This window comes from Psychrobacillus sp. NPDC096623 (genome assembly GCF_044762655.1).
Classification (GTDB): Bacteria; Bacillota; Bacilli; order Bacillales_A; family Planococcaceae; genus Psychrobacillus.
Window position 1 is genome coordinate 51086 of the sequence record NZ_JBIWER010000009.1, and the last position, 19670, is coordinate 70755.

23 protein-coding genes are annotated in these 19670 nt (G+C 34.8%); 4 read left to right on the top strand and 19 right to left on the bottom strand.

All coding sequences use genetic code 11. The features are described from left to right. Nucleotides 1-17: 17 nt before the first annotated feature. The 9 genes from ACIQX2_RS18530 to ACIQX2_RS18570 all read right to left on the bottom strand — a co-directional run bounded on the left by ACIQX2_RS18530 (nucleotide 18) and on the right by ACIQX2_RS18570 (nucleotide 8017). The gene (locus ACIQX2_RS18530; protein ID WP_402853916.1) at nucleotides 18-755 is read right to left on the bottom strand and encodes a hypothetical protein; all 738 of its coding nucleotides are present in this window, start codon (nucleotides 753-755) and stop codon (nucleotides 18-20) included. Between the two features lie 13 nt (nucleotides 756-768). Next, complete coding sequence (locus tag ACIQX2_RS18535; protein WP_402853919.1) at nucleotides 769-1794, bottom strand: conjugal transfer protein TrbL family protein; 1026 nt, start codon at nucleotides 1792-1794, stop codon at nucleotides 769-771. After that, the gene (locus ACIQX2_RS18540; RefSeq protein WP_402853922.1) at nucleotides 1791-2039 is read right to left on the bottom strand and encodes a hypothetical protein; all 249 of its coding nucleotides are present in this window, start codon (nucleotides 2037-2039) and stop codon (nucleotides 1791-1793) included. The genes ACIQX2_RS18535 and ACIQX2_RS18540 overlap by 4 nt, the downstream gene beginning before the upstream one ends. A 25-nt stretch (nucleotides 2040-2064) precedes the next feature. Then, complete coding sequence (locus ACIQX2_RS18545; RefSeq protein ID WP_402853924.1) at nucleotides 2065-2613, bottom strand: hypothetical protein; 549 nt, start codon at nucleotides 2611-2613, stop codon at nucleotides 2065-2067. 8 nt (nucleotides 2614-2621) lie between these two features. Further along, complete coding sequence (locus ACIQX2_RS18550; RefSeq protein ID WP_402853926.1) at nucleotides 2622-3698, bottom strand: peptidoglycan DD-metalloendopeptidase family protein; 1077 nt, start codon at nucleotides 3696-3698, stop codon at nucleotides 2622-2624. 12 nt (nucleotides 3699-3710) lie between these two features. Next, entirely contained in the window at nucleotides 3711-5582 is a 1872-nt protein-coding gene (locus ACIQX2_RS18555; protein WP_402853928.1) for a VirB4 family type IV secretion system protein, read from the bottom strand. A gap of 11 nt (nucleotides 5583-5593) precedes the next feature. Then, the gene (locus ACIQX2_RS18560) at nucleotides 5594-6628 is read right to left on the bottom strand and encodes a TrsD (protein WP_402853931.1); all 1035 of its coding nucleotides are present in this window, start codon (nucleotides 6626-6628) and stop codon (nucleotides 5594-5596) included. Between the two features lie 19 nt (nucleotides 6629-6647). Next, on the bottom strand, nucleotides 6648-6872 hold the full coding sequence (locus tag ACIQX2_RS18565; protein ID WP_402853933.1) for a hypothetical protein: 225 nt from the start codon (nucleotides 6870-6872) through the stop codon (nucleotides 6648-6650). 209 nt (nucleotides 6873-7081) lie between these two features. Beyond that, on the bottom strand, nucleotides 7082-8017 hold the full coding sequence (locus tag ACIQX2_RS18570; protein WP_402853936.1) for a replication initiator protein A: 936 nt from the start codon (nucleotides 8015-8017) through the stop codon (nucleotides 7082-7084). Nucleotides 8018-8309: 292 nt separating this feature from the next. On the opposite strand from ACIQX2_RS18570, the gene ACIQX2_RS18575 reads away from it, so the two are divergent. Beyond that, nucleotides 8310-8621, top strand: coding sequence for a helix-turn-helix domain-containing protein (locus ACIQX2_RS18575; RefSeq protein WP_402853939.1), 312 nt, complete (start codon nucleotides 8310-8312; stop codon nucleotides 8619-8621). A gap of 124 nt (nucleotides 8622-8745) precedes the next feature. On the opposite strand, the gene ACIQX2_RS18580 is transcribed toward ACIQX2_RS18575, so the two are convergent. The 6 genes from ACIQX2_RS18580 to ACIQX2_RS18605 all read right to left on the bottom strand — a co-directional run bounded on the left by ACIQX2_RS18580 (nucleotide 8746) and on the right by ACIQX2_RS18605 (nucleotide 14045). Next, complete coding sequence (locus ACIQX2_RS18580; protein ID WP_402853942.1) at nucleotides 8746-10254, bottom strand: primase C-terminal domain-containing protein; 1509 nt, start codon at nucleotides 10252-10254, stop codon at nucleotides 8746-8748. Between the two features lie 543 nt (nucleotides 10255-10797). Continuing rightward, entirely contained in the window at nucleotides 10798-11166 is a 369-nt protein-coding gene (locus ACIQX2_RS18585) for a DUF5388 domain-containing protein (protein ID WP_402853945.1), read from the bottom strand. Then, complete coding sequence (locus ACIQX2_RS18590) at nucleotides 11159-12016, bottom strand: ParA family protein (protein ID WP_402853948.1); 858 nt, start codon at nucleotides 12014-12016, stop codon at nucleotides 11159-11161. The genes ACIQX2_RS18585 and ACIQX2_RS18590 overlap by 8 nt, the downstream gene beginning before the upstream one ends. 330 nt (nucleotides 12017-12346) lie before the next feature. Further along, nucleotides 12347-12508 carry a hypothetical protein gene (locus tag ACIQX2_RS18595; protein WP_402853951.1) on the bottom strand — a complete coding sequence of 54 codons (162 nt, stop codon included), beginning with the start codon at nucleotides 12506-12508 and terminating at the stop codon, nucleotides 12347-12349. Nucleotides 12509-12517: 9 nt separating this feature from the next. Next, the gene (locus tag ACIQX2_RS18600) at nucleotides 12518-13777 is read right to left on the bottom strand and encodes a Y-family DNA polymerase (RefSeq protein ID WP_402853954.1); all 1260 of its coding nucleotides are present in this window, start codon (nucleotides 13775-13777) and stop codon (nucleotides 12518-12520) included. A 46-nt stretch (nucleotides 13778-13823) separates the two neighbouring features. Beyond that, entirely contained in the window at nucleotides 13824-14045 is a 222-nt protein-coding gene (locus tag ACIQX2_RS18605) for a transcriptional regulator (protein ID WP_402853956.1), read from the bottom strand. A 531-nt stretch (nucleotides 14046-14576) separates the two neighbouring features. On the opposite strand from ACIQX2_RS18605, the gene ACIQX2_RS18610 reads away from it, so the two are divergent. Beyond that, nucleotides 14577-15029 carry a JAB domain-containing protein gene (locus ACIQX2_RS18610; RefSeq protein WP_402853960.1) on the top strand — a complete coding sequence of 151 codons (453 nt, stop codon included), beginning with the start codon at nucleotides 14577-14579 and terminating at the stop codon, nucleotides 15027-15029. A 186-nt stretch (nucleotides 15030-15215) separates the two neighbouring features. Further along, nucleotides 15216-15626, top strand: a complete 411-nt coding sequence (locus ACIQX2_RS18615; RefSeq protein WP_402853963.1) for a transcriptional regulator — start codon at nucleotides 15216-15218, stop codon at nucleotides 15624-15626. 76 nt (nucleotides 15627-15702) lie between these two features. On the opposite strand, the gene ACIQX2_RS18620 is transcribed toward ACIQX2_RS18615, so the two are convergent. The 4 genes from ACIQX2_RS18620 to ACIQX2_RS18635 form a co-directional block, all read right to left on the bottom strand. Next, entirely contained in the window at nucleotides 15703-16149 is a 447-nt protein-coding gene (locus tag ACIQX2_RS18620) for a hypothetical protein (RefSeq protein WP_402853965.1), read from the bottom strand. A gap of 419 nt (nucleotides 16150-16568) precedes the next feature. After that, the gene (locus ACIQX2_RS18625; protein WP_402853968.1) at nucleotides 16569-17066 is read right to left on the bottom strand and encodes a P-loop nucleotide/nucleoside kinase family protein; all 498 of its coding nucleotides are present in this window, start codon (nucleotides 17064-17066) and stop codon (nucleotides 16569-16571) included. 245 nt (nucleotides 17067-17311) lie between these two features. After that, the gene (locus ACIQX2_RS18630; RefSeq protein ID WP_402853970.1) at nucleotides 17312-17740 is read right to left on the bottom strand and encodes a lipoprotein; all 429 of its coding nucleotides are present in this window, start codon (nucleotides 17738-17740) and stop codon (nucleotides 17312-17314) included. A 199-nt stretch (nucleotides 17741-17939) separates the two neighbouring features. Beyond that, nucleotides 17940-18287, bottom strand: a complete 348-nt coding sequence (locus ACIQX2_RS18635; protein WP_402853972.1) for a hypothetical protein — start codon at nucleotides 18285-18287, stop codon at nucleotides 17940-17942. 392 nt (nucleotides 18288-18679) lie between these two features. Between ACIQX2_RS18635 and ACIQX2_RS18640 the strand changes: the two genes are divergently transcribed. After that, nucleotides 18680-18844 (top strand): Spo0E family sporulation regulatory protein-aspartic acid phosphatase, encoded by a 165-nt coding sequence (locus ACIQX2_RS18640; protein WP_402853975.1) that lies wholly within the window; start codon nucleotides 18680-18682, stop codon nucleotides 18842-18844. Nucleotides 18845-19670: the final 826 nt, after the last annotated feature.

The window sequence follows — 19670 nt, forward strand, 5'->3', positions numbered from 1 at the left end:
TCATCTAACATTAATTATTATTGAAGTGGCGGATATTTTGCTAAAACTTCTTCTACTTTTTTCCTAAATTCCTCTTCTTCGACTTTAATTTCACTTTCAGGAACATCAGATTTTATAGAATCAAATTCTTGATCCCACTCATCAACATAGATAGATTCATTCAAAATAAACGGACTAGAAGACATAATTAAGTCACCACTCTCTGACTTCAAAAATCTTAAATAGGCTTTTTCTATCTCACTGTCATCTGTTGTATCAAACTTACTCGTAACATCTTCGTAGATTAACTGTGATACTTGAAATTCATTTGAAGTATAAACTGAGTTATTACTTTCTTCATAATTTATAGTAGGTACAGCTACTCCATCATATTTACAATTCCCCATCGGACAAGGTTCAGATGATGTAATTTCAAAAGAAACAACTATTTTTTCGCTTACTAATGAATTTGGATACTCTTCTAAAAATGGTTTCAAAACTATGGACTCAGCCATTTTATTTAATGACTCCTTCAATTTTCCCTCGTCACTAAGTTTAATTTCTCCAGATTTAATTGAGTTTGTTGCTTTACTCTGAAATTCTGCTGTTTTATCTTTCATAAAATCTACCATCTTGGTAGCTTTAGTAAAATCCTCCTCACTAAATATCGCTTCAGCTTCTTCTTTCTCATTGGTCTTTACTTCTTGTTCTTTACACCCAGTAATGATAAATAAAAGTAACACTGAAAACACACTTAACACAATTCTCTTTTTCACGATATTCATCCCCTTATCTTTTCGCATATCTAGCTACATATTTAACGGTTGATCCAACTGCTTTCGCCGAGCCTGTGGATGATCCAAATTGATTTAATAAAGTAGGAATAGTTAGCCCTACAATGAAGAACAACATGCCCATTAACATATTGCCACTTTCTAAGCTAATTAGCGTTTTGACACCGAGCACAAAACACAACAATTGCAGAGTTAACGTTAAAACGTTACTAACCACGATTTTGAGCCATAATCCGAAGAAATTATACTGATCATTGACTATAGTTGGAATTGCTAATACACCGGAAATATAAAGAATCACAAACAACACGGTTCTATACATAATGGATAAAAAGAAAACAAACAGAATAACAGACACTACAAACATTAATATAATGCCGTATCCTACAGAATTAACCGCCATCACTTGCATGACATTATAGTGAGTAGCTGAATTGCTTAACATCGTCTCCGTTAAAAGATGTGTGAGTTCTAATATCCAATTGAATAATTGCGGGTAAATACCTAATAATATTGCTCCTGTTATAATCGCTACAACTTTTTCATAAAGGGTGTTCATGCCTTCATCCCCATTAGCTGAATACAAAACCACAATTTTAATTGTCTGCCACAATATAAAAATAGAGGTAATCGTCCATGCCAACGATTTGAAGTTCAACATATATCCTTCATACGTTGCATTTCCTGTAATCGTCGATGAGTCCAATTGAAATTGACTAAAACTATCGATTGCTGCAAATACAAAACCACTTACAGTAGTAAAAATAAAGCTATTAGTTTGGCACATTACTTCATACCACTTACAGTCAAATTGGTTGGTTTCATAATCGTATTTATCTAGAAATAAAGCATTTTCCATATATCCCTCGGCATTTTTCACATCTTCCTCTTTAACTCCATCTGTATTCCGATAACTATCAATTGTATCTTCCATAAAATCACCCTCAGCTGCGTGGACAGTAGTCCAAGAGCTAAACGAGGTACCAATCATGAAAAGTATCAAAACTAGTAACTTTTTCATCCTGTGCCACCTCCCATGAGTATCAGGATAAAAATTAGAGTTGGAATGAACACGAAGAAAGCGAGGCGGAGGACAATGCCTTTTTTGATTTCAATTTCTTCTTGCTCACTCAGTGACTGGCCATATTGTAATTCATAATAGCGTTTCGATTTCTCAATCTCTTTTTTGGCTAAACGATCGATAACCTGGTCGATGAATCGTTGCATCTGCTGTTGCCTTTTTTGGATCACAGTCAATAAATCCATTCTTAACAACCTTCCTTCAACTCACTTAAGACGTGATTTTTTTTACTACTTCTTCTGCAGAGCTAAGCGGCTCTAATGTATGATTATCGACTTTGTATTCTCCATTTTCTTTCACCCACTCTATCGTGGACATGAGGAATAGTACGGATTGATCTCCTGGTTTTACAAATTCACCTTCAATACCTGTTAAAGTCACTTTGTATATTGCATATACACGCATATCTTCATCTTGCTTCCGTACCGAAATATTAAAGACTTCAATTTCTTTCATTTCGCTGATGGAACCATCATTAAATTCACCAGCATCGATCATTTCCTGCGATTCTTGTTGATACCTTTTTGTAAAGTGATTCATCGCTTTTCCTTGCATCGAATCATGCAAAAATGTCTCCGTCTTCGTAAACAACTCATCTTCTTCGCTCATTGCTAACTTCATGCCTTCGATAGTATGGGAGAGCTTTTCATTCTTGTTCTTTAGCTCTTTATTAGAAGACCATAAGTTAAAAGCCAGTAACAATACAGCCACGATTCCGATAAGTAATAAAATACTAAAGAGTTTCTGTCTTCCTTCCATCTCTTTACTCACTCCTTCGTTGCTTGAGAAAGATATGTCATTGGATTAACCCGATTGTTAAACATACTGCCCACATGGATTTCGAAATGAAGATGGTCACCTGTCGAACGTCCCGTTGTGCCACATGCACCTATAACTTCTAACTGACGTACTTCTTGCCCTACTTCTACGCTAATTGCACTTAGATGGGCGTAAGCACTATAAACATTGTTTTCATGCTGAATGACAACGATATTTCCATATGTGTGAAGAGGTGCTTCCGGATACTCTGCAAATACTACCCGTCCATCTTTCGCTGCATAAATCGGATCTGGATTAGTACAAGCAAGGTCCACACCCTCATGTTTACTGATCGCACCTGTGATAGGATGAACGCGCACACCGAAGTTTGAGTTGATTGTGACGTTAGGTATTGGCTGCACAAAATCTCCAATTTGAACTGTACAGTTCATTGTCAAACCACCGAGGGAACTGACAATCGTTGTGATAGTTGGTACCCAGTGTGCATTTAAATTAGTTGGATCATTTTCTGCCCCTATAGGTGCATACACCGACCCCAAATCAGCAATCGTGACCAATCCGTCTTGGATAATGCGATTGTGTAACGTCTGCCCCATCGCTTCTAAACCATCATCTAACGTCGAAAACGTCATCAATCCATCAGGTCCCATTAATCCTCCAGGATTATTCTTATTTATAACAGCGCTCGATGTCCCATTCGTTGTTTCATGTAACGCTATGGCTGCCATCAAAACTGGATCGATTCCTTGTTTACTGGCAATCTCTATGATTAAGTCTCCTTTATCCGAAAAGACACCTGACACGCTCATTTTCGCATTCCAGAGCTCTTCGTTAACTTCTCCGTCTAAAGAGCAATAAGCACCTCCTACGAAGCCCGGGAGGGCATTTATATTGCTGTTGGGGTCTTCTAGGTTAAATGATTTATCTTTTCCGTTCAAAGCCATTACAAAAGGGATGATGAGAACCAAAGCAACGCTGCCTAACACAATTAATCCCAACGGATTGAACAACACTTTCAGAAGGAGGAAATGTCCTATTGTTTTGATATTATCTTTTAAGTTCATCCCCTCCCCCCTCTAAATGGTGATATCGTTTATACTTTTTTGGTCAAACCACAGCATTTCCGTAACTTCGTTGAGCTGGACTTCCAGTTTTATCTTTTTAGAACCAGTGTAGAAAATCCCTTTCCCTGCCTGTTCTTTTTTCTTCCCATCTTTTAAAATGAGTGTCTCTCTTTCTCCTTTGGAAAAGGTATTGCCGAGTTCTTCTTCCAAATACTTCAGTTCTTCCTCACTCATCGGTAAATATAGTCGCTGAATGGATTGTGTGATTATCGCTTTTCCATAATTTCGATTCTCGTCCCTTGCTGAGAGAAAATCTTCAACGGATTGTGAGGCAGTAGTGATTCCACAATTGAACGAACGTAAAACTTTCATCATAAAATAGATGAACTCCATCGCTTTTGGAACCTTAGGATCCGCTATCACATGTGCTTCATCTATAAAAATCTCACTCGGTTTTCGGTCGCCACTCATAATCTCATAGGTTGTATGCGAGAGAATGTTATAAAAAAGAATTCGTTGAATCTTTTCATTGTTACTCATCTCTTTCAAGTCATAGCAAACCAACTCATTATCAATGTTAATGTTCGTGTGACCGTTAAAGAGTTCGGAATACATACCCGATACATACGTTTTGAGTGTCGTGTGGAAGTCTTGCATGGACTCATATAAATACGTATCTTTATTTCTGTCTTCTTCAATCAAATCATATAGATCCTGTAGTGTTGGATAATCCGTCACTAGTAGACCATTAGTGTTCGTTGAATCACTAATGCCCTTATTTGCGTAAGCCTTTTGAATATAACCACTTAATATCTCTTCTTGAAGATCTGTCATACCGCTGTACATTAACCTGAACATGACAAGGAGATTAGAGATTTTCGTTAATAGGATATTACCGAACTCGGTCTCTTCCAATTTGATTTTGTCATTCACTTTTGGTAAATCCAGCGGGTTGATCCGGTTTCCACCTTTCAGTTGAAACTTCACCCATGCCCCACCTAAATCAGCGTAAGCTCGTCCAAATTCACCCTTTGGATCAATGGTGATTATTTTTCTTCCTAGCATATGTTTATTGGTCATGTTCGCAAAGAGATACGTAGACTTTCCGATACCCGAAATCCCAATAACGAACTCATGCCGGTTTAGTAGAGTCGTATCATCTACAATCACTACATTTCCAGTTGTCATGTTACGGCCTTTGATTAGTCCTGTTTGGGAGAACATTTCATTTTCATGGAACGGAAAAAAGTAAGATATAGCTTCTGAGTTACTCATTTTGTACGTTAACTCATTCACTTTATTTTCATTTAGGGGCAAAAAGGAACGGTAGGCATCAATGGCACGGTCTGTCGGGTTATGAACAATACCAATTTTGGAGAACTTGCTTTTAACGGTAGTTGTCAATTGATCTAGTTCGCCAACGGAACTTGCGACCAAATGAATGAGTGTATGAAATAAAAAGATTTTATCGTTTCGGTATGCCAGATTTTTTAACATCTCCGATGCACTATCAATTTGACCTTGTGCATCAATCAACGTGTTTTCATCTGCGAACCTCGTATTCATTTTCATGCGGTTTTGTTTAATACTTTTAACGAGCTGCGTACGAACTTCACCCGTTTGATACTCCTGGACGTAATTGACGATAGAGACATTCTCGGGAAGTTCTGTGACCTGCTGAATTTTATTTTGATCTTGCACTGGATCGTAATCAACAATAAGTAATGTTCTCGTATAGTTAGCACCGACACGTACATAGGAGTCATATTCAGTGATATTGTCGGGAGCAAGTACCGTTAAGAGGGATTGATTCATCCCACCGACTGACTCTTCAAATGTCTCTTCCTGATGTTTTTTAGAAAACTTCTGTTTGAACCAGTTCATCCCTGCACCTCCTACTCGAACCGCTCATTCATCTGGTTCTTATAATAGTTTAAGAGTTCTTTTGCTGTATTCTTTCCAATGATCACGTCTGCATTGGCATTTGTCTTACTGATGATATTTTCACCTTGCGCCTGGGCACTTTCAAAATCAATACATGCATAGTAAAACTTTAACAACTCATCGTTATGAAGAATTTTGACATCCAGCTTTTCATAACCGCTAAGCATCTGTTCTAACTTTGCTTTTAAGATATTTGCCGTTGTATCAATTTTCATATAATCCTTATCCGAACTGGTCATGGGTGTTGATATTACGACATAGCGTTTTCTCGTCACCATATTCTTTGATTTTTGAATACGTTCAATTTGATTAAAATACCCCTGTTTTAGCACTCGCTTGGCATAAGATGAATCCGTATCGAGTTGCTCATTAAACCACATCAGATAATTTGTTAAATTGACCGGTTGGGCTACTTGCATCAACTGGACCTGTTTTTCTCCGGTGTCATTTAAAAAAGCCTGATATGCTTCCAAAACTCGTTCTTTTGATAACTCATTCATAAGCGATAGATTAACAGAGGAAACTTCTAGTACTTTAATCAACTGATGACTGGAGGATTCGATGCAACCATTAGCAATATTGGATAAACCAAGTTCCATTCGTGTATCGCCTGCCTTTCGGTTCATCGGTAATTCCCCTTTCGCATAATAGAATTCCTTTTTACGATGATTCGCTTTAAATTTCCAAATTATTTTATATTGCAGCAGCGACAAATTTTTCCGAACAGGATGCTTATTTAATTGAAAAACAGCAACGAGTAAAGTAGGTGCAAAAGCAATTAATATCATTTTTTGATCGAGCATCCCCATACGATAAATAAAGTATGAAACGATAATCCCTAAAATAATAAAGGGTGAAAGGATAAAAACATCTTGGAACGAGATATTCCCATACAGATATTTCTTTGTATCAATATTTAAGGGCAACTCTACTTTTCCAGAAGCTCTTAATCGTTCCTGCCGATCAAAATATTCTTCTGAACGCATCTTCATCACATCTTTCTAGTTACAGATTCGTTTGAACATATTCAATCACTGGTTTAGCAAGTAAGAATAACACCACCCCTAGCACACATAGTTTAATTCCGTTCTTAAATTTCGGAGTCGATTGTTCATCACCTGCCCAAACCCCAATGGCACAAATAAGTAACCCGATTGCGAAAATAGTAATAAATGTTCCTTGCATATCACTAAATAATGTATTTAAGAATCCCTGAATTCTCTCAAACATTTTCCCACCTCCCAAATCTTGTTAATTACACTCTATCAACTTGCCGACATTTAGGCAAGTAAAAAACCCATATTTTTCCTAGGCATTAATAACCCTTTTGAAATAGTCCTTAAGAATCAAAAAATACCTTAAAGACGTATTCGAACGTTTTATTATTGAAATAATCGAAAAACAATTTGAACTTTTACGATAAAAAGAGCCAAGAGGAGTTAACCTCTTAGCTCTTTTAACAATTGATCTCTTTTGATTTTCATTTCCTCACTAAGTTCCTCAGTTCCCTGGCTTTTCTCGTCACGAGATTGGTTACGTTCTTGGAACCATTCAGGGACCATTTCTTCTTTCGTAAGTCTCTGTGAAGCTTGTTGTTCTCTTATCCATTTCTGTTTATCTTCCACAGCTTTGGTTAACCTAGCAGATATGTTTTTGATCTTCCCTTTTGTCTTTTCCAGTGAATATTGAAGAGCACTAGCGTATTGATAATCAGTTAATATCCCTGCATGTGCTTTATAATGGAGCTCGATATCTTTTACCTTAATCATGTCATCCATCAATCGCTCTTGGTTATCAATCAATACCTCTTTGAGCATTGTAGGAATATCTAAACTTGTAATACGGTGATGGATGGATACTTCAGTATCATTAAAGTCAGTATCACTAAAATCAGTATCATTAGTGTTAAAATTTTTAACTTCTTGAAGTAAAGAATTTTTACTTCTGGAAGTTAAAATATTTAACTTCTGTTGGGGCTCTAAGTCTGAAAAGGATTTTTGTTCCATTTTAAACGCTTGTATATCTTCTAAATCTGCCACAGGTTTTAATAAAAATAACCTGTTGGACTTAGATAAACCCATCCTTCTTTCCTCCAGCAAATCACATTTCTGTAGTTCTTTTTTTATCTTTATCACCGTTGGTTTACTGCAATTCAAGATCTCTCCTAATTGTTCATTCCCAAATAAGAAATAGATACTACCTTCTTCATCAAACCAATCATTTTTTATCGATAGCTCTAAGCGGTCTTGTAATAATGCATAAGCAATTTTAGCATCATTGCTCAGTTTTTTATATAAATCATTGGTAAAAAAGACTTTAGGAAGACGATAAAACCTCTCTGCAACTTGATCCGATATATTAAATTTGTTGTTCATAAAAGTTTCTCCTTCCCTGTTAATTCTTTAAGAAAATGCAAAGTATATCAACTGCTGCAAAGATTTTATATATAAAGACTCTTTATTCACAAGCCCTGAAACCCGTGCTATACTGAACATAATTGAATTAATACATTCAAAAATTATTTGGATTTTAGTAATATATTTTAGTCAGAATAATTGTCACCAAAGTATTAGAGTTATTAAATTTTAACTTATACGATAAATTTCAAATGCAGTATACCATACTATGCATCAAAAGAATATGATTCCTTGAAAGGACTTTCCAACTATGACATCCAACATTGAATTAGATATATATCAAAAAATCGGAAAAGCCTTAAAAGACATACGTCTAGAAAAGAAACTAACTCTCCAACAGATTGAAAAAATGAGCGACCAATATGCCACCAGGATTTCTAAAGCAGAGAATGGAAAAGTAAACCTCTCTATCGGTTGGATTATCCATTACTGTAATGTACTCGATGTTAATCCAGCCGAAGTGTTTACAAGAGCTTTTGCAGATGATTTTAAATCCAAGCAACTAGATCTGCTGTTCGATAAATTTGAAACATATAAATCATCGCAATCATCCAAAGATTAGGTATCCATCGATTAACTGATGGATACTTTTTTATTGAATAAAAGATGGATTGATGGATGCAGAAAAAAATAAAGAAAAACAAGATTCAAATACGTATACAGATATGTAATGGCAGACTGGACAATTAAGAAGTATTGAACGTAAATAGGTCATAGACCCTTGGTCTAACTGCATTTTCAACTATTTTTAATGTCTGTTGTAACATTTCCATAGGTATTGCATTGTCTTTTTCCTCTAGCATGATATTGATGGCTTCGTAATAGGCTGCACGATTTGTCTGATTGTAAGCGAGGCCACATTGAAGAAGCACTGAAACAGAAGTTAAACCCGTTTGTGCCTTGCAGCCTTTTCCTTTTGATTTCATCATTATTTTTGTAGATTGCTTCACTACCTCGCTAAATGTGCTTCGTGATATACCTATTTGTTCGCACAGTTGGCTTTGTGTCGTCCAAATAACTGGACTTGAAGTGCTTGTTTGTTCGTTGATAAAAGCTAAAATATCAGTTTCCCATTCATCATAATGACTTCGTTTACGATCTTTTCTAGCTTTTTTAAACTTGTGCCATCCATTCCTCGAATGGATGTTAACCTCTTTTCCACTCCCCCACTCTTCTAAAAGCTGTTGTATGTAAGATGAATGAGGACCTTTAAAGCGCCCTTTATGGGCGCTCGTTACTATTTTTCTAACTTCAGAATGTTTAAGTGGTGAATATAAGGATGAATTAACTTCATCCAGCACATTAAAAGTTTCACTTTCTTCTTTTCCAGCACTGTAACAAGCAAGGGCTAGTGTAAATAATAGATTATCTCGCCCTATTTGCCCTGCTTGTCCTTTTACATGTCTTGCTGCGAGTAGTTGCTGGAACCACTCTTCTTGTGTAACATCATGCACGGCTTTCTGTTCCTGAACCATAAACAAACTTCGACCATGATCATCATCTTGTCGTCTAGACCATTCGATTAAGCTTCCAAAATCAAATGTCATTTCTTTTGAAAACCAACGAATATTTTCATCTTTAGGTATTCTAAAAAAGCCAAAGTCATTGCAAGAAACATCCACACCATGCAAAACTTTTGCTAAACTTTTTTTAATATTTTCAGATATACGTTTGGCTACTTTGAGTCCACGATAGTCATTTCTATTTGATATGAATAGTGGCTTGTCCAACACAAAATAAACTTGAAAACCTTTTGGTGTTTCCAAGATAAGTGTAGGAGCTCCGATACTCTGATCCAGCGCTGCAGTCAAAATTTCTGTATAAGATTGTCTTTTAGAATCTATATCTACAACAAATGTATTAATTTGTTGCAAATTCGTCTCCACATGACCTTTTATGTATTTTCGATGCTCATTTGTATATGTGCCATAGTTAAACACATTTGGTGTCCAATGGGAAAGTGTCTCGTAGTCTTCTATTATCGTTTCTTTTGACGATACAATATATCCTTTTACTCCTGGAGAGGAATGTAAGTCTTCTTTCGAACGTGTCACAAAGACAATACCTTTTTTATTCCGAAAATTTATATCGTCATCTTTTAGCTTGTTTGGCAAGGATGCGTTTGAACCGACTTTTTTATATTTCATTAATCCTTCGTGCAAAATTAAATCAAATAATATACCTAAATCTTTCACTACGCATCCCCTTCCCTTGTTATTAATTCCGAGTCTTTTTAGAATCTCTCGAACTATTAACAAAGTATAGAAGATAAAAAACCCTTATACAATAAGGGTTTTAACGTTTTTCTAAAGCCGTCTACATGTAGACTGATATACATGTAGATTGATATACATGTAGACAAATATACTTGTAGACTCATATACATGTAGACAAATATATACATATACATGTATATCAGTATACAAATATACATGTAGACCAATCTACATGTATACGTATAAATATAATATTTTATAGGAGAAATTGTTGTTATATAGGGATTTGTTTGTTGTTCAAATTCTAAAATACAACAATTTTTTAATGTGATATAATTTGGATTTATACTTTTCTTCGTTCATATACAAGTATATCTGTAGATTTGTATACAGATATACTTGTAGACTCGTATACATGTAGATAAATATACATGTATACGAGTCTACACATCTACATGTATATTCGTATACAGCTTTTTAAAAAGGACGAGTTAGCCTTATGCTATCCCATCCTTTCGTGTTTTATTTCATTTTTCTCTTATAAAGTTCCGATATTATCTCAAATTGTTTTCTCTCGTCTTTAGTTAATATATTCGTAAGATAGTCATTAATCAGCAAATCTGTAACCTCATCGACAGTCGGTGCAATACCTAACGTCACCAAAGCGTTTAGTTTGTTCTTAGTACTCATATTTACCCGAACAGTTGTTGACTTTTCAGTAACCACGTTACTGACGGTTGCTTTCTTAGGTACCGATACAGGAGTAGTTTCAGGTTCTTGTCCTTTCTCTGGGACAGTTTCCAAGTCTTTAATATTAAATGTATTTTTAGGCACGACCGTTTGGCTTCTCTGAATTTTACCTGGCTGTTTTTTTCTAAGTAAATCAGACATCAACAACCTCTCCATTCTCAATCGGTGTGTGGGCTCCATTGATAGCTATATTCAGACGGTCCACAAATTCAGAAGCAACCCGTGTGTAGCTTTCAATGACATTTTTATCATGCATATCATTTTCCGTGATTCCAGTCATGTCAAAACGTTTTAATCTCTCCATTTGTTTAACAACATTTTTGAATATATTATGATCTCCAAAAATTTCTTTCGCTGTATCTAATGTTTGAATATCAACTGCAGCACCATTTTTCCATAAAACAGGAAGTATACCTAAAATATCTAAGTCTGCATCATAATCATCAATTAGTGTCTGTAGGTAAGTAGTAAACCCTTCCGCACCTTGTAAACTTCTTTCTTGTGTTTGTAATACCACGACTACAAAGTCTGATGCATATAAGGCCGAATCGGTAATGATAGAGATCGTAGGAGGAACATCAATAAAAATGAAATCATAGTCCCCTTTTAATGGCTCTAGTAATGTTGAAAAGAATTGGACACGATCAATTTCTTCTGGGAATTTCTTCTCTAATAGTTTTGGATACTGTGCGAAATCACTGAAACTAGGAAGTAAATCAAGATTTTCTTTTATATTAGTGACAATTGAACTTAAGTCTTCATCTTGAATGGCCGACATCAATGTTTTTTCATAAGTTACAATATCATCCTCAATTGTTGCCTTTGTTCTTAAAAATAGACTCGTAGCATTGGCTTGGGGATCTTGATCACTTAATAATACTTTATATCCTAGGTTTGCTAGACAGTAAGCGATCATTGTACTATTAGTTGTTTTACCAGTACCACCTTTAAAGTTTCCAAATGTAACAACTTGGCATGATGCGTTTTTCATGAATAGTCCTCCTTTAATTAGTAAATTATGTTTTATATTAATGTATACTTGTAGACATATAGAAAAAACTGATAATTTTAACTTAACACTAGTATATTAAAATTGCAATGAAATACTTTAATATGTATTGATTTTACTAGACTTTAATATATTTCCCATCTGTATACATGTATATTAGTATACATGTAGATTCGTATACTTGTAGATAAAAAGAAAACTTTCTAAGTCCTATAATTATGCAGATAGCAAAACTGTTAGTAAAATGGCAGCCACATGTTAAACCCCTAATCCAATTTTGAATTAGGGGGTATCAGCGATTATTCAATTTGTTTAATTTACATTACGCTTAGATGCCTTTATTAGCTCACCAATTTGTTTGGGCGACATACTTAACACCTTATGAATGGATTCAATTACATTTTCGCGAGGTCTATCTACTGATAACTCATCTACTAACTGATTAAACTTATCACTAATTATTTGTTTATCCATGGAAGCCTCCTACTTTTTATGTCCACCAAGTAATTTAGACCTCTTCACTGCAGTTCCAGCATCCGTATAAGATACAGCTCGAAGTAGGGCAGCCGAACCATATCGATTGCGTATACTATCCACTGCACTTGCGAGCTTTCGATTCTTCCACTTTTCTTTCTCAAATAGACTTAGCTGCATAGAGTGTTCATCTTCTAATTTAGTAATGGACACGGATAGTTGCCTAACTGGTTTTTGCGCGTAGTTTTCGTTGAATAACTGCTTACAGACTTCATAAATTTTCATCGTGTCATTCGTAGCTTCATGTATCGTACGAGATCGACTGAATCCACCACCAAAAGCATTTTTACTATAACCTAACCCAAGAGAGATTGTACGTGCTGCCTGATACTTATCTCGTGCACGTTTTGTAACATCTTCACACATTTCCAGAATAACAGCTAAAACCTCTTCTTTTTTGTTATAATCTCGCATAAGTATTTGGCTTTTACCATAGCTTATCTGTTTCTCTATTATGGGTGCACCAAGATCAGATAAATCAATTCCGTTAGCATGAAAAAGGAGTTGATTCCCCATAACACCGAAAACCGATTCTAACGTCTTTAAATCATAGTTAGCCAGATCTCCCACTTTAAAAATGCCCATATTGTTTAGGTTTCTTTCCATATTGGGACCGATACCCCACATCTCGGATAAAGGGGAAACAGGCCATAACTTCGTTGGAACATCATCAAAAGTCCATTTTGCAAACCCTGATTTCTTTCCTTCCAAGTCAAGAGCTAATTTTGCCATCAACATATTCGGTCCCATACCAGCAGTGCTGTGTAATTGCAGAGTATCTAGTATTTCTTGTTGAATTTTGAGTATGGTTTCTTCAGGAGGTCCCCACAATTTCTCCGTACCCGTAAGATCAATAAAACTTTCATCAATCGAATAGACGTGTACCGCCTCTGCAGGGGCATATTTATGCAGGATTTCCGTTACAGCCATTGACATATTTAAAAAATATCCCATCTTAGGTTCGAATAATTTAATCTCTGGGCTGTTTGGTATTTCAAATAAACGAGTTCCAGTTTTTACTCCAAATCGTTTCTTCATGGCTGGACTTGCGGCTAATACAACACTTCCTTTTTGATCTAAGCTTCCTACAACTGCAATAGGAACCGTTTTAACATCTAAATCATGCAGGACTGCCATACAGCTAGCATAAAAGCTCATCATATCAATACAGGCGATGGAGCGATTCGGAACCTGGCTATAGTCAATCATCGGAATAGCACCAAACTATCGTGTTCGTCATTTAATTGACCCATCATTAAACAGCGCCTCTTTCTTTAGGAAACACGGGAACAACTGCGAGCACATTATCGATTAGAAACGTTCTTTTTGCATGTTGTTTAAAACAATAAGCGTGAAATAGATCGCCTTGAAACTTAATGATTTTTACTTTTCGTTTACTGATTTCACCGGTTTTGGAAAGATACATTAACTCAATCATCCACCCATGCTTAAAATACTTCTCAAATTCACTACGCACGTTTGTTCCCTCCTTTTTATTCATTATATGCGAACATATGTTTTATATCCATAGTAATTATTGTTAATTCTTGAGATAAATTCTCTCTAAATAAGCAAATCAGAGATTAAAACAGGTCCTAAAAACGCAAAAGAAGTGGTCAAAAGCAGTTCGAGATCAGTAAGTCTCCAAAAAGAAAGAACGCTAAATTCAGCGTTCTAATAATTATTACATTTTTTCGATTTCTCTCGCCATACGGAAACGCCAAGGGCGTGCGTTTCCTTCAACATTGTGCGTTCAACTAAAGCAATCAGCGCGGCAGATTCTGCCTCCCGCACTGCTATCTAAGTTTCACCTAAAAACGCAAGGACCGTTAAATTTTTTTTGCTTAACGGTTACTCCTACAAAATAATTTTAAGCTATTGCTGTGCAATTCCTTGTCATTTTTATTGCTGCACATGTTTACATGGCATGCCAAGAAATCGGAAAAAATTTAGCCTTCCGACTTCGATTGCGGCTCACAAAATCAAAAAAACATAGGAGGAATTAAAAATGACAAAATTCAATCCAATCTTTGAAATCGTTCGTATCAAACAAGAGGTTCGTGAAAATCATGAGGCTACAGAAGTGTATAAAGTCCGTAGCCCACAAGATTGTGGCATGTTAGCGGTAGATTTAATAGGTAGCGAAGATAGAGAAGTATTACTTGTATTATGTTTAAACACTAAAAATGATGTTGTAGCCATCCATCGTTGTCATGTAGGTTCCCTAAACTCAAGCATCGTACATCCAAGGGAGGTATTTAAATCAGCAATTCTCAACAATGCCGCAAGTATCATCATTTCACATAATCATCCATCGTTTAATTGTTCACCAAGTAGTGAGGATATTGAAGTCACCAAACGCATACAAGAAGCCGGTTTCCTACTAGGAATTGAACTACTTGACCATATCATCGTGGCTCCGAGTACGTTCTTAAGTCTAAAAGAAAAAGGATATATGTAAAAACAAGAGGGGAATTCCCCTCTTGTTTATCTTATTATAAAAAACACAGCGGATTAACCTTCCAAGGTTAATCCGCTGTGTTTTCCTCAATAATAATTCAATTATAGAACATATAAAAAATCTACTATTTAGATACTAATTATACCTAATATGCATATATTAATAAAAAATCAAAGGGTGAAGAATATGAATGAAAAGATTAGAAAAGATAGTTGGACTGCTGAAGAAGACAATCTCCTTAAAAAGATAGTCTTAGAAAAAATAGAAAAAGGACTAACTCAAATTTCTGGATTCGAAGAAGCAAGTATCTTGTTAGGTCGTACCAAACAAGCTTGTGCATTTAGATGGAACAAAAACCTTCGCCCACTCATAACCGAGAAAGAAGCAATTCCTAAAAAAACGTTAGTTAAAAAGAATTCTGTTTCATCATCTATAAAAAACCATCTGGAACTAGCAATGGAAAGTTATGATGAGTTGGAACAATCGTATGCTCATATCTCTCAAGAATATAACTTATTAAAAAGAGATTATGAACAATTAGTGAATTGGGTAAAGCAAGGAATTACGCAAATAGATAAAGAAAGCACACTATCTTAAAATAGCGTGCTTTCTTTCTTTATTTAAACGGTTTTTATAAATCAAAATGACTTATTATTTCGGAAAGGAACACTCTTTAAACAAAACAAAATGTAGTGATTTCTTCTGGCAATATTTCATCTTGAGACTGGGCTCCAAAACCATCAATAATAAAATCTCTGACTGTATCTTCAGAAGGAGCTGGTCTATCTACAAATGTAACCCTAAATCCTCTTGTAATATTATCACCAACTATCATACCTACACCTCGAACTGTAACCAAACAGGTCTCACCTATAATTTCACAGCTAACCTGTGTAATACTGGTGGAAGCAAATATAAAACTTCGATTTGGGGTGGTATTGTCTGTATCCATGAAATTGAACGTCACGGAACCAGCTTCAAGTCTATCAGCACAAGCATCAGCAGTATAAGTACCAGTTCCTTCTACAGTAGTATTATCTTCAAAAAAAAGGAACTCAACCGTACCCTCTGCTGTTAAAGGAGTTGGAATTAGTACACCACATGTACAAAACAATCCCATTATTTTCACCTCACTTTCTTTATAGAATACTATTAGTATATTAATCATGAACAAGTTTACTTGTACGAATATTAACTTTCTTTGATAAGTATTGCTAATTAAATTTTCAAAAAACTAGCAAGATAAACTAACCATGATAGTTAGATTAATGTTTGTTAATTAAAAACACTAAAATGTGAGGCTGTTTCTTATCATATAATGGAAAAACCAGTGAAATCTTATTTCATTAACCTGCTGCTTTAGTTCAATAAGAAAAAAGGCTTTACTCCTTCTTGAAGTAAAGCACCCGTTAGTTGAAGAAGAAAAGTGTCACTAATTCAACAATCGCGCCCGATTGTTGAATTCGAAAGGAGTTTCTATTGGCTGGTTTAGTTCAACTAATTATTTTTCTAGTTTATAGCGCTGTATTGAACTCCTTATTATTCTTTTCCACTAAACTCTAAAATATTTAAACCCTCGAATGCTTCTGGTGCTTCAAAAAATCTAGTAACATGAATAAACGTCTCTTCCGTGTCAAAAGCTGCTCTTTCGGGTTGTTCGTTTCGCCTTTGTTTAATTTGACGTAAACATTGCTCGTTATTTAAATTAAGGAAAATTAGTTGATGGTTTGCATTGACCTCTAATGCTATATCTGAAAACCACTTTCGCTGTTTTTGAGTGTTACCTGGAAAATCCATCACTACATCTGTACCAACACTTAATATGTTTTGGACATGCTTTTTCACCAACGGTTTGAGCTGCGCTGAGAATTTTAGATAGTCCTCAAATGATGTAATCTGAGTGGGATAAAGAGAAGAAAGCCATTCATCCTCAGATAACAGTACCGCATGTTTTTCAATAGCCAAGTGTTTTGATTTAGTTGATTTTCCTGCTCCCATTTTTCCACAGAAAAAGTATAGAGTCCCCATTTTTTTCATATTTTCATCTCCCCGGGCTTATTTTATTGGTTGTTTTCCCACCTTGTAAAACTATAATTTACAACCTAGCTTAAGTATATTTCTTCAAGCTATATAAATTAACCTTTATTCAAAAATATGGCCCGTTTGTTGAACGAAGCTAAAACATTCTTCTTCAACTAACCTGCCCCTTTAGTTGAATAAAAAATGCTTTACTCCTTCTTGAAGTAAAGCACCCGTCAGTTAAACAAGGCATAGGGGGAGAGCTATTTTACATCAACATCAAAAATATAAATTGCTTTTCCTTGAGACCATTCTACGATTACTTCATAAATATAATATCCCCCTTCTAATGGAAGGGTTATTTTGTTGTCCTTAACTTCAATCGAGTCACTTGTAAGATCTGTATTCCATTTATTTACGATTATTGAAGAAGGATTTTGAGCAATTTCAAATGTTAATTCCTCCCCTTTATCTCCTTCAAGTGTACTAAACTCGCCAGCTAATTCATAATTATCAGAAGTCCTAATTTTACTTGCTTCAAAATCATGTTCTTTCCATTTGAATTCACCTATATTCATTATATATTCACCTTTATCTGAAGTAACTTTACCCTCTGGTTGTATAAAAGTGGGTGCCGTATTACAACCAGTTAGATTAATAACAATTAACATTAAGAAAATTATTCTTTTCATTAACATTCTCCTTCCAGTCTCTAAAATAGTAGATAGCAAAAAACTTATATTAATGATTGATTATTTCGGAAAGCGAATATTTTACTAACCCGCTTCGTTAGTTCAATAAGAAAAAGCTACCTTTACAGGCAGCCACTTTTTAACTAAAGCACCCGTTAGTTTAAGTACAATACTTCACAAACTTCTACTCATAAAGTTGTTAAGTTAATTCCTTTAACCATCCCTCGAACAATTCAATTGGCAGATTTACTTTAGAAAAATTCAACTGATGTAGTTCTTTAAACGAGAAATTGTTAGCTAAATATAATTCCCACTGTGCAGAAATATCCTCTAATATGCCGTAAAGCCTTTCATCATTTAATCCATCCTTATCTATATAATTCATATAATGCTTATCACACCAATTACAAATCTGTTGATGAGTATATTGATTTGTTTTATTTACAACACTCTTTAACAAATCAATAAGGTTTTCCTTACTAAACGACCAATCGATTTCATTAAAATTTGATTCAGTCCAGCTACCTAAATATCGGTTTCTTCCCACCAGTTACACCTCGGTATAAAATATGATTGGTATTTAATTCTACGTATATTTAATGGATTCCTTCTTAAACTAACCTACCACGTTAGTTCAATAAGAAAAAGCTCCCCTTACAGGCAGCCACTTGTTTAACTAAAGCACCCGTTAGTCGAATAAGCACCTTCTCTTTTCTTCCACATTATGGTCAATCTGCGTAATATCATCAGATGAAAGCTCATATCTCCATCTCTATCAAAAATCAATATCTTTGAATTCACAAACCCATAAGAGTTAATTAAAATCAAGAATAAATCGGTTTATTTTGCATAAAGGTAGGGTACAATACATTAGTTGTTTTTTTATTTCAACCATATCGCAGATGAGTATACCTAATAATATTGGATGGAGAGATCATTGTGAAAAGTTTCTTGTTAAAAAAAATGTTAAAACTTAAAATTGAAGTCAAAAGAAAAGACATGTATAAAAAAGCAAAAAATTTAGGATTCACACATCCACAAGTAGTAAATTGCAGTCAAGAATTAGATCTATTACTTAATGATTATTTTGATTTAGCTGCTTAATTAAAAGGAGGACTATTTGATAAACCTAAAATTTTATAGCTCAGTAACTTAAAACCAGTCAGAAGAAAATAAAATTCTATTTGATTGGTTTTATGATATTGAAAGCACATCTTCTTTATGGCAGTAAATACTGCCCCTTACCCCTTACTATTGCAATTGTTGTGTCAGATGCGACAAAAAAATCCTATACTCATCTTCAACTAAAATGCTTCGTTAGTTCAATAAGAAAAAATGCTTTACTCCTTCTTGAAGTAAAGCACCCGTTAGTTTAAGTATAATGTTTCACAAACTTTCATAACGATCTGTTTCTTATTATCCCTTTATAAGTCTTTCTAAGAACATTTCAAGAAAACCTTTTTTAGGTTTACTCAATGAAAAACTACTTTTTCTTCATTTCTTGCTTGTTCTTTCTCGATTTTCCGTCGTTTTGCGTTAATGACTAAAGGTTTAAAAATTAGAATAGGTGATATAATACTTTAAATAAGAAAAAATGATGAGTTATATTAACTAGGAAGGTGTTTTTAAATTTGCAACTAATCTATCATGAGTTAAATCGGTTAGTCGATGATTATTTCAAATGTGAAAATTCGATAATCAAAAAACAAATTCTTAGTGATATTCAATTTTTAACTGAAGCTTTGTGTATAATTGATTAATAGTTTAAATAAATAAAACCTCCTGGGATGTCGATTCTGTCAGGAGGTTCATTTTTGCTTTACCCCTTCTTCAAGTAAAGCACCCGTTAGTTTAAGTGAAATGTTTCACAATCTCATTTTTTAATAAGAAAAAGCGACCTTCCAATTGAAATCGCTACCTATTATTTTTC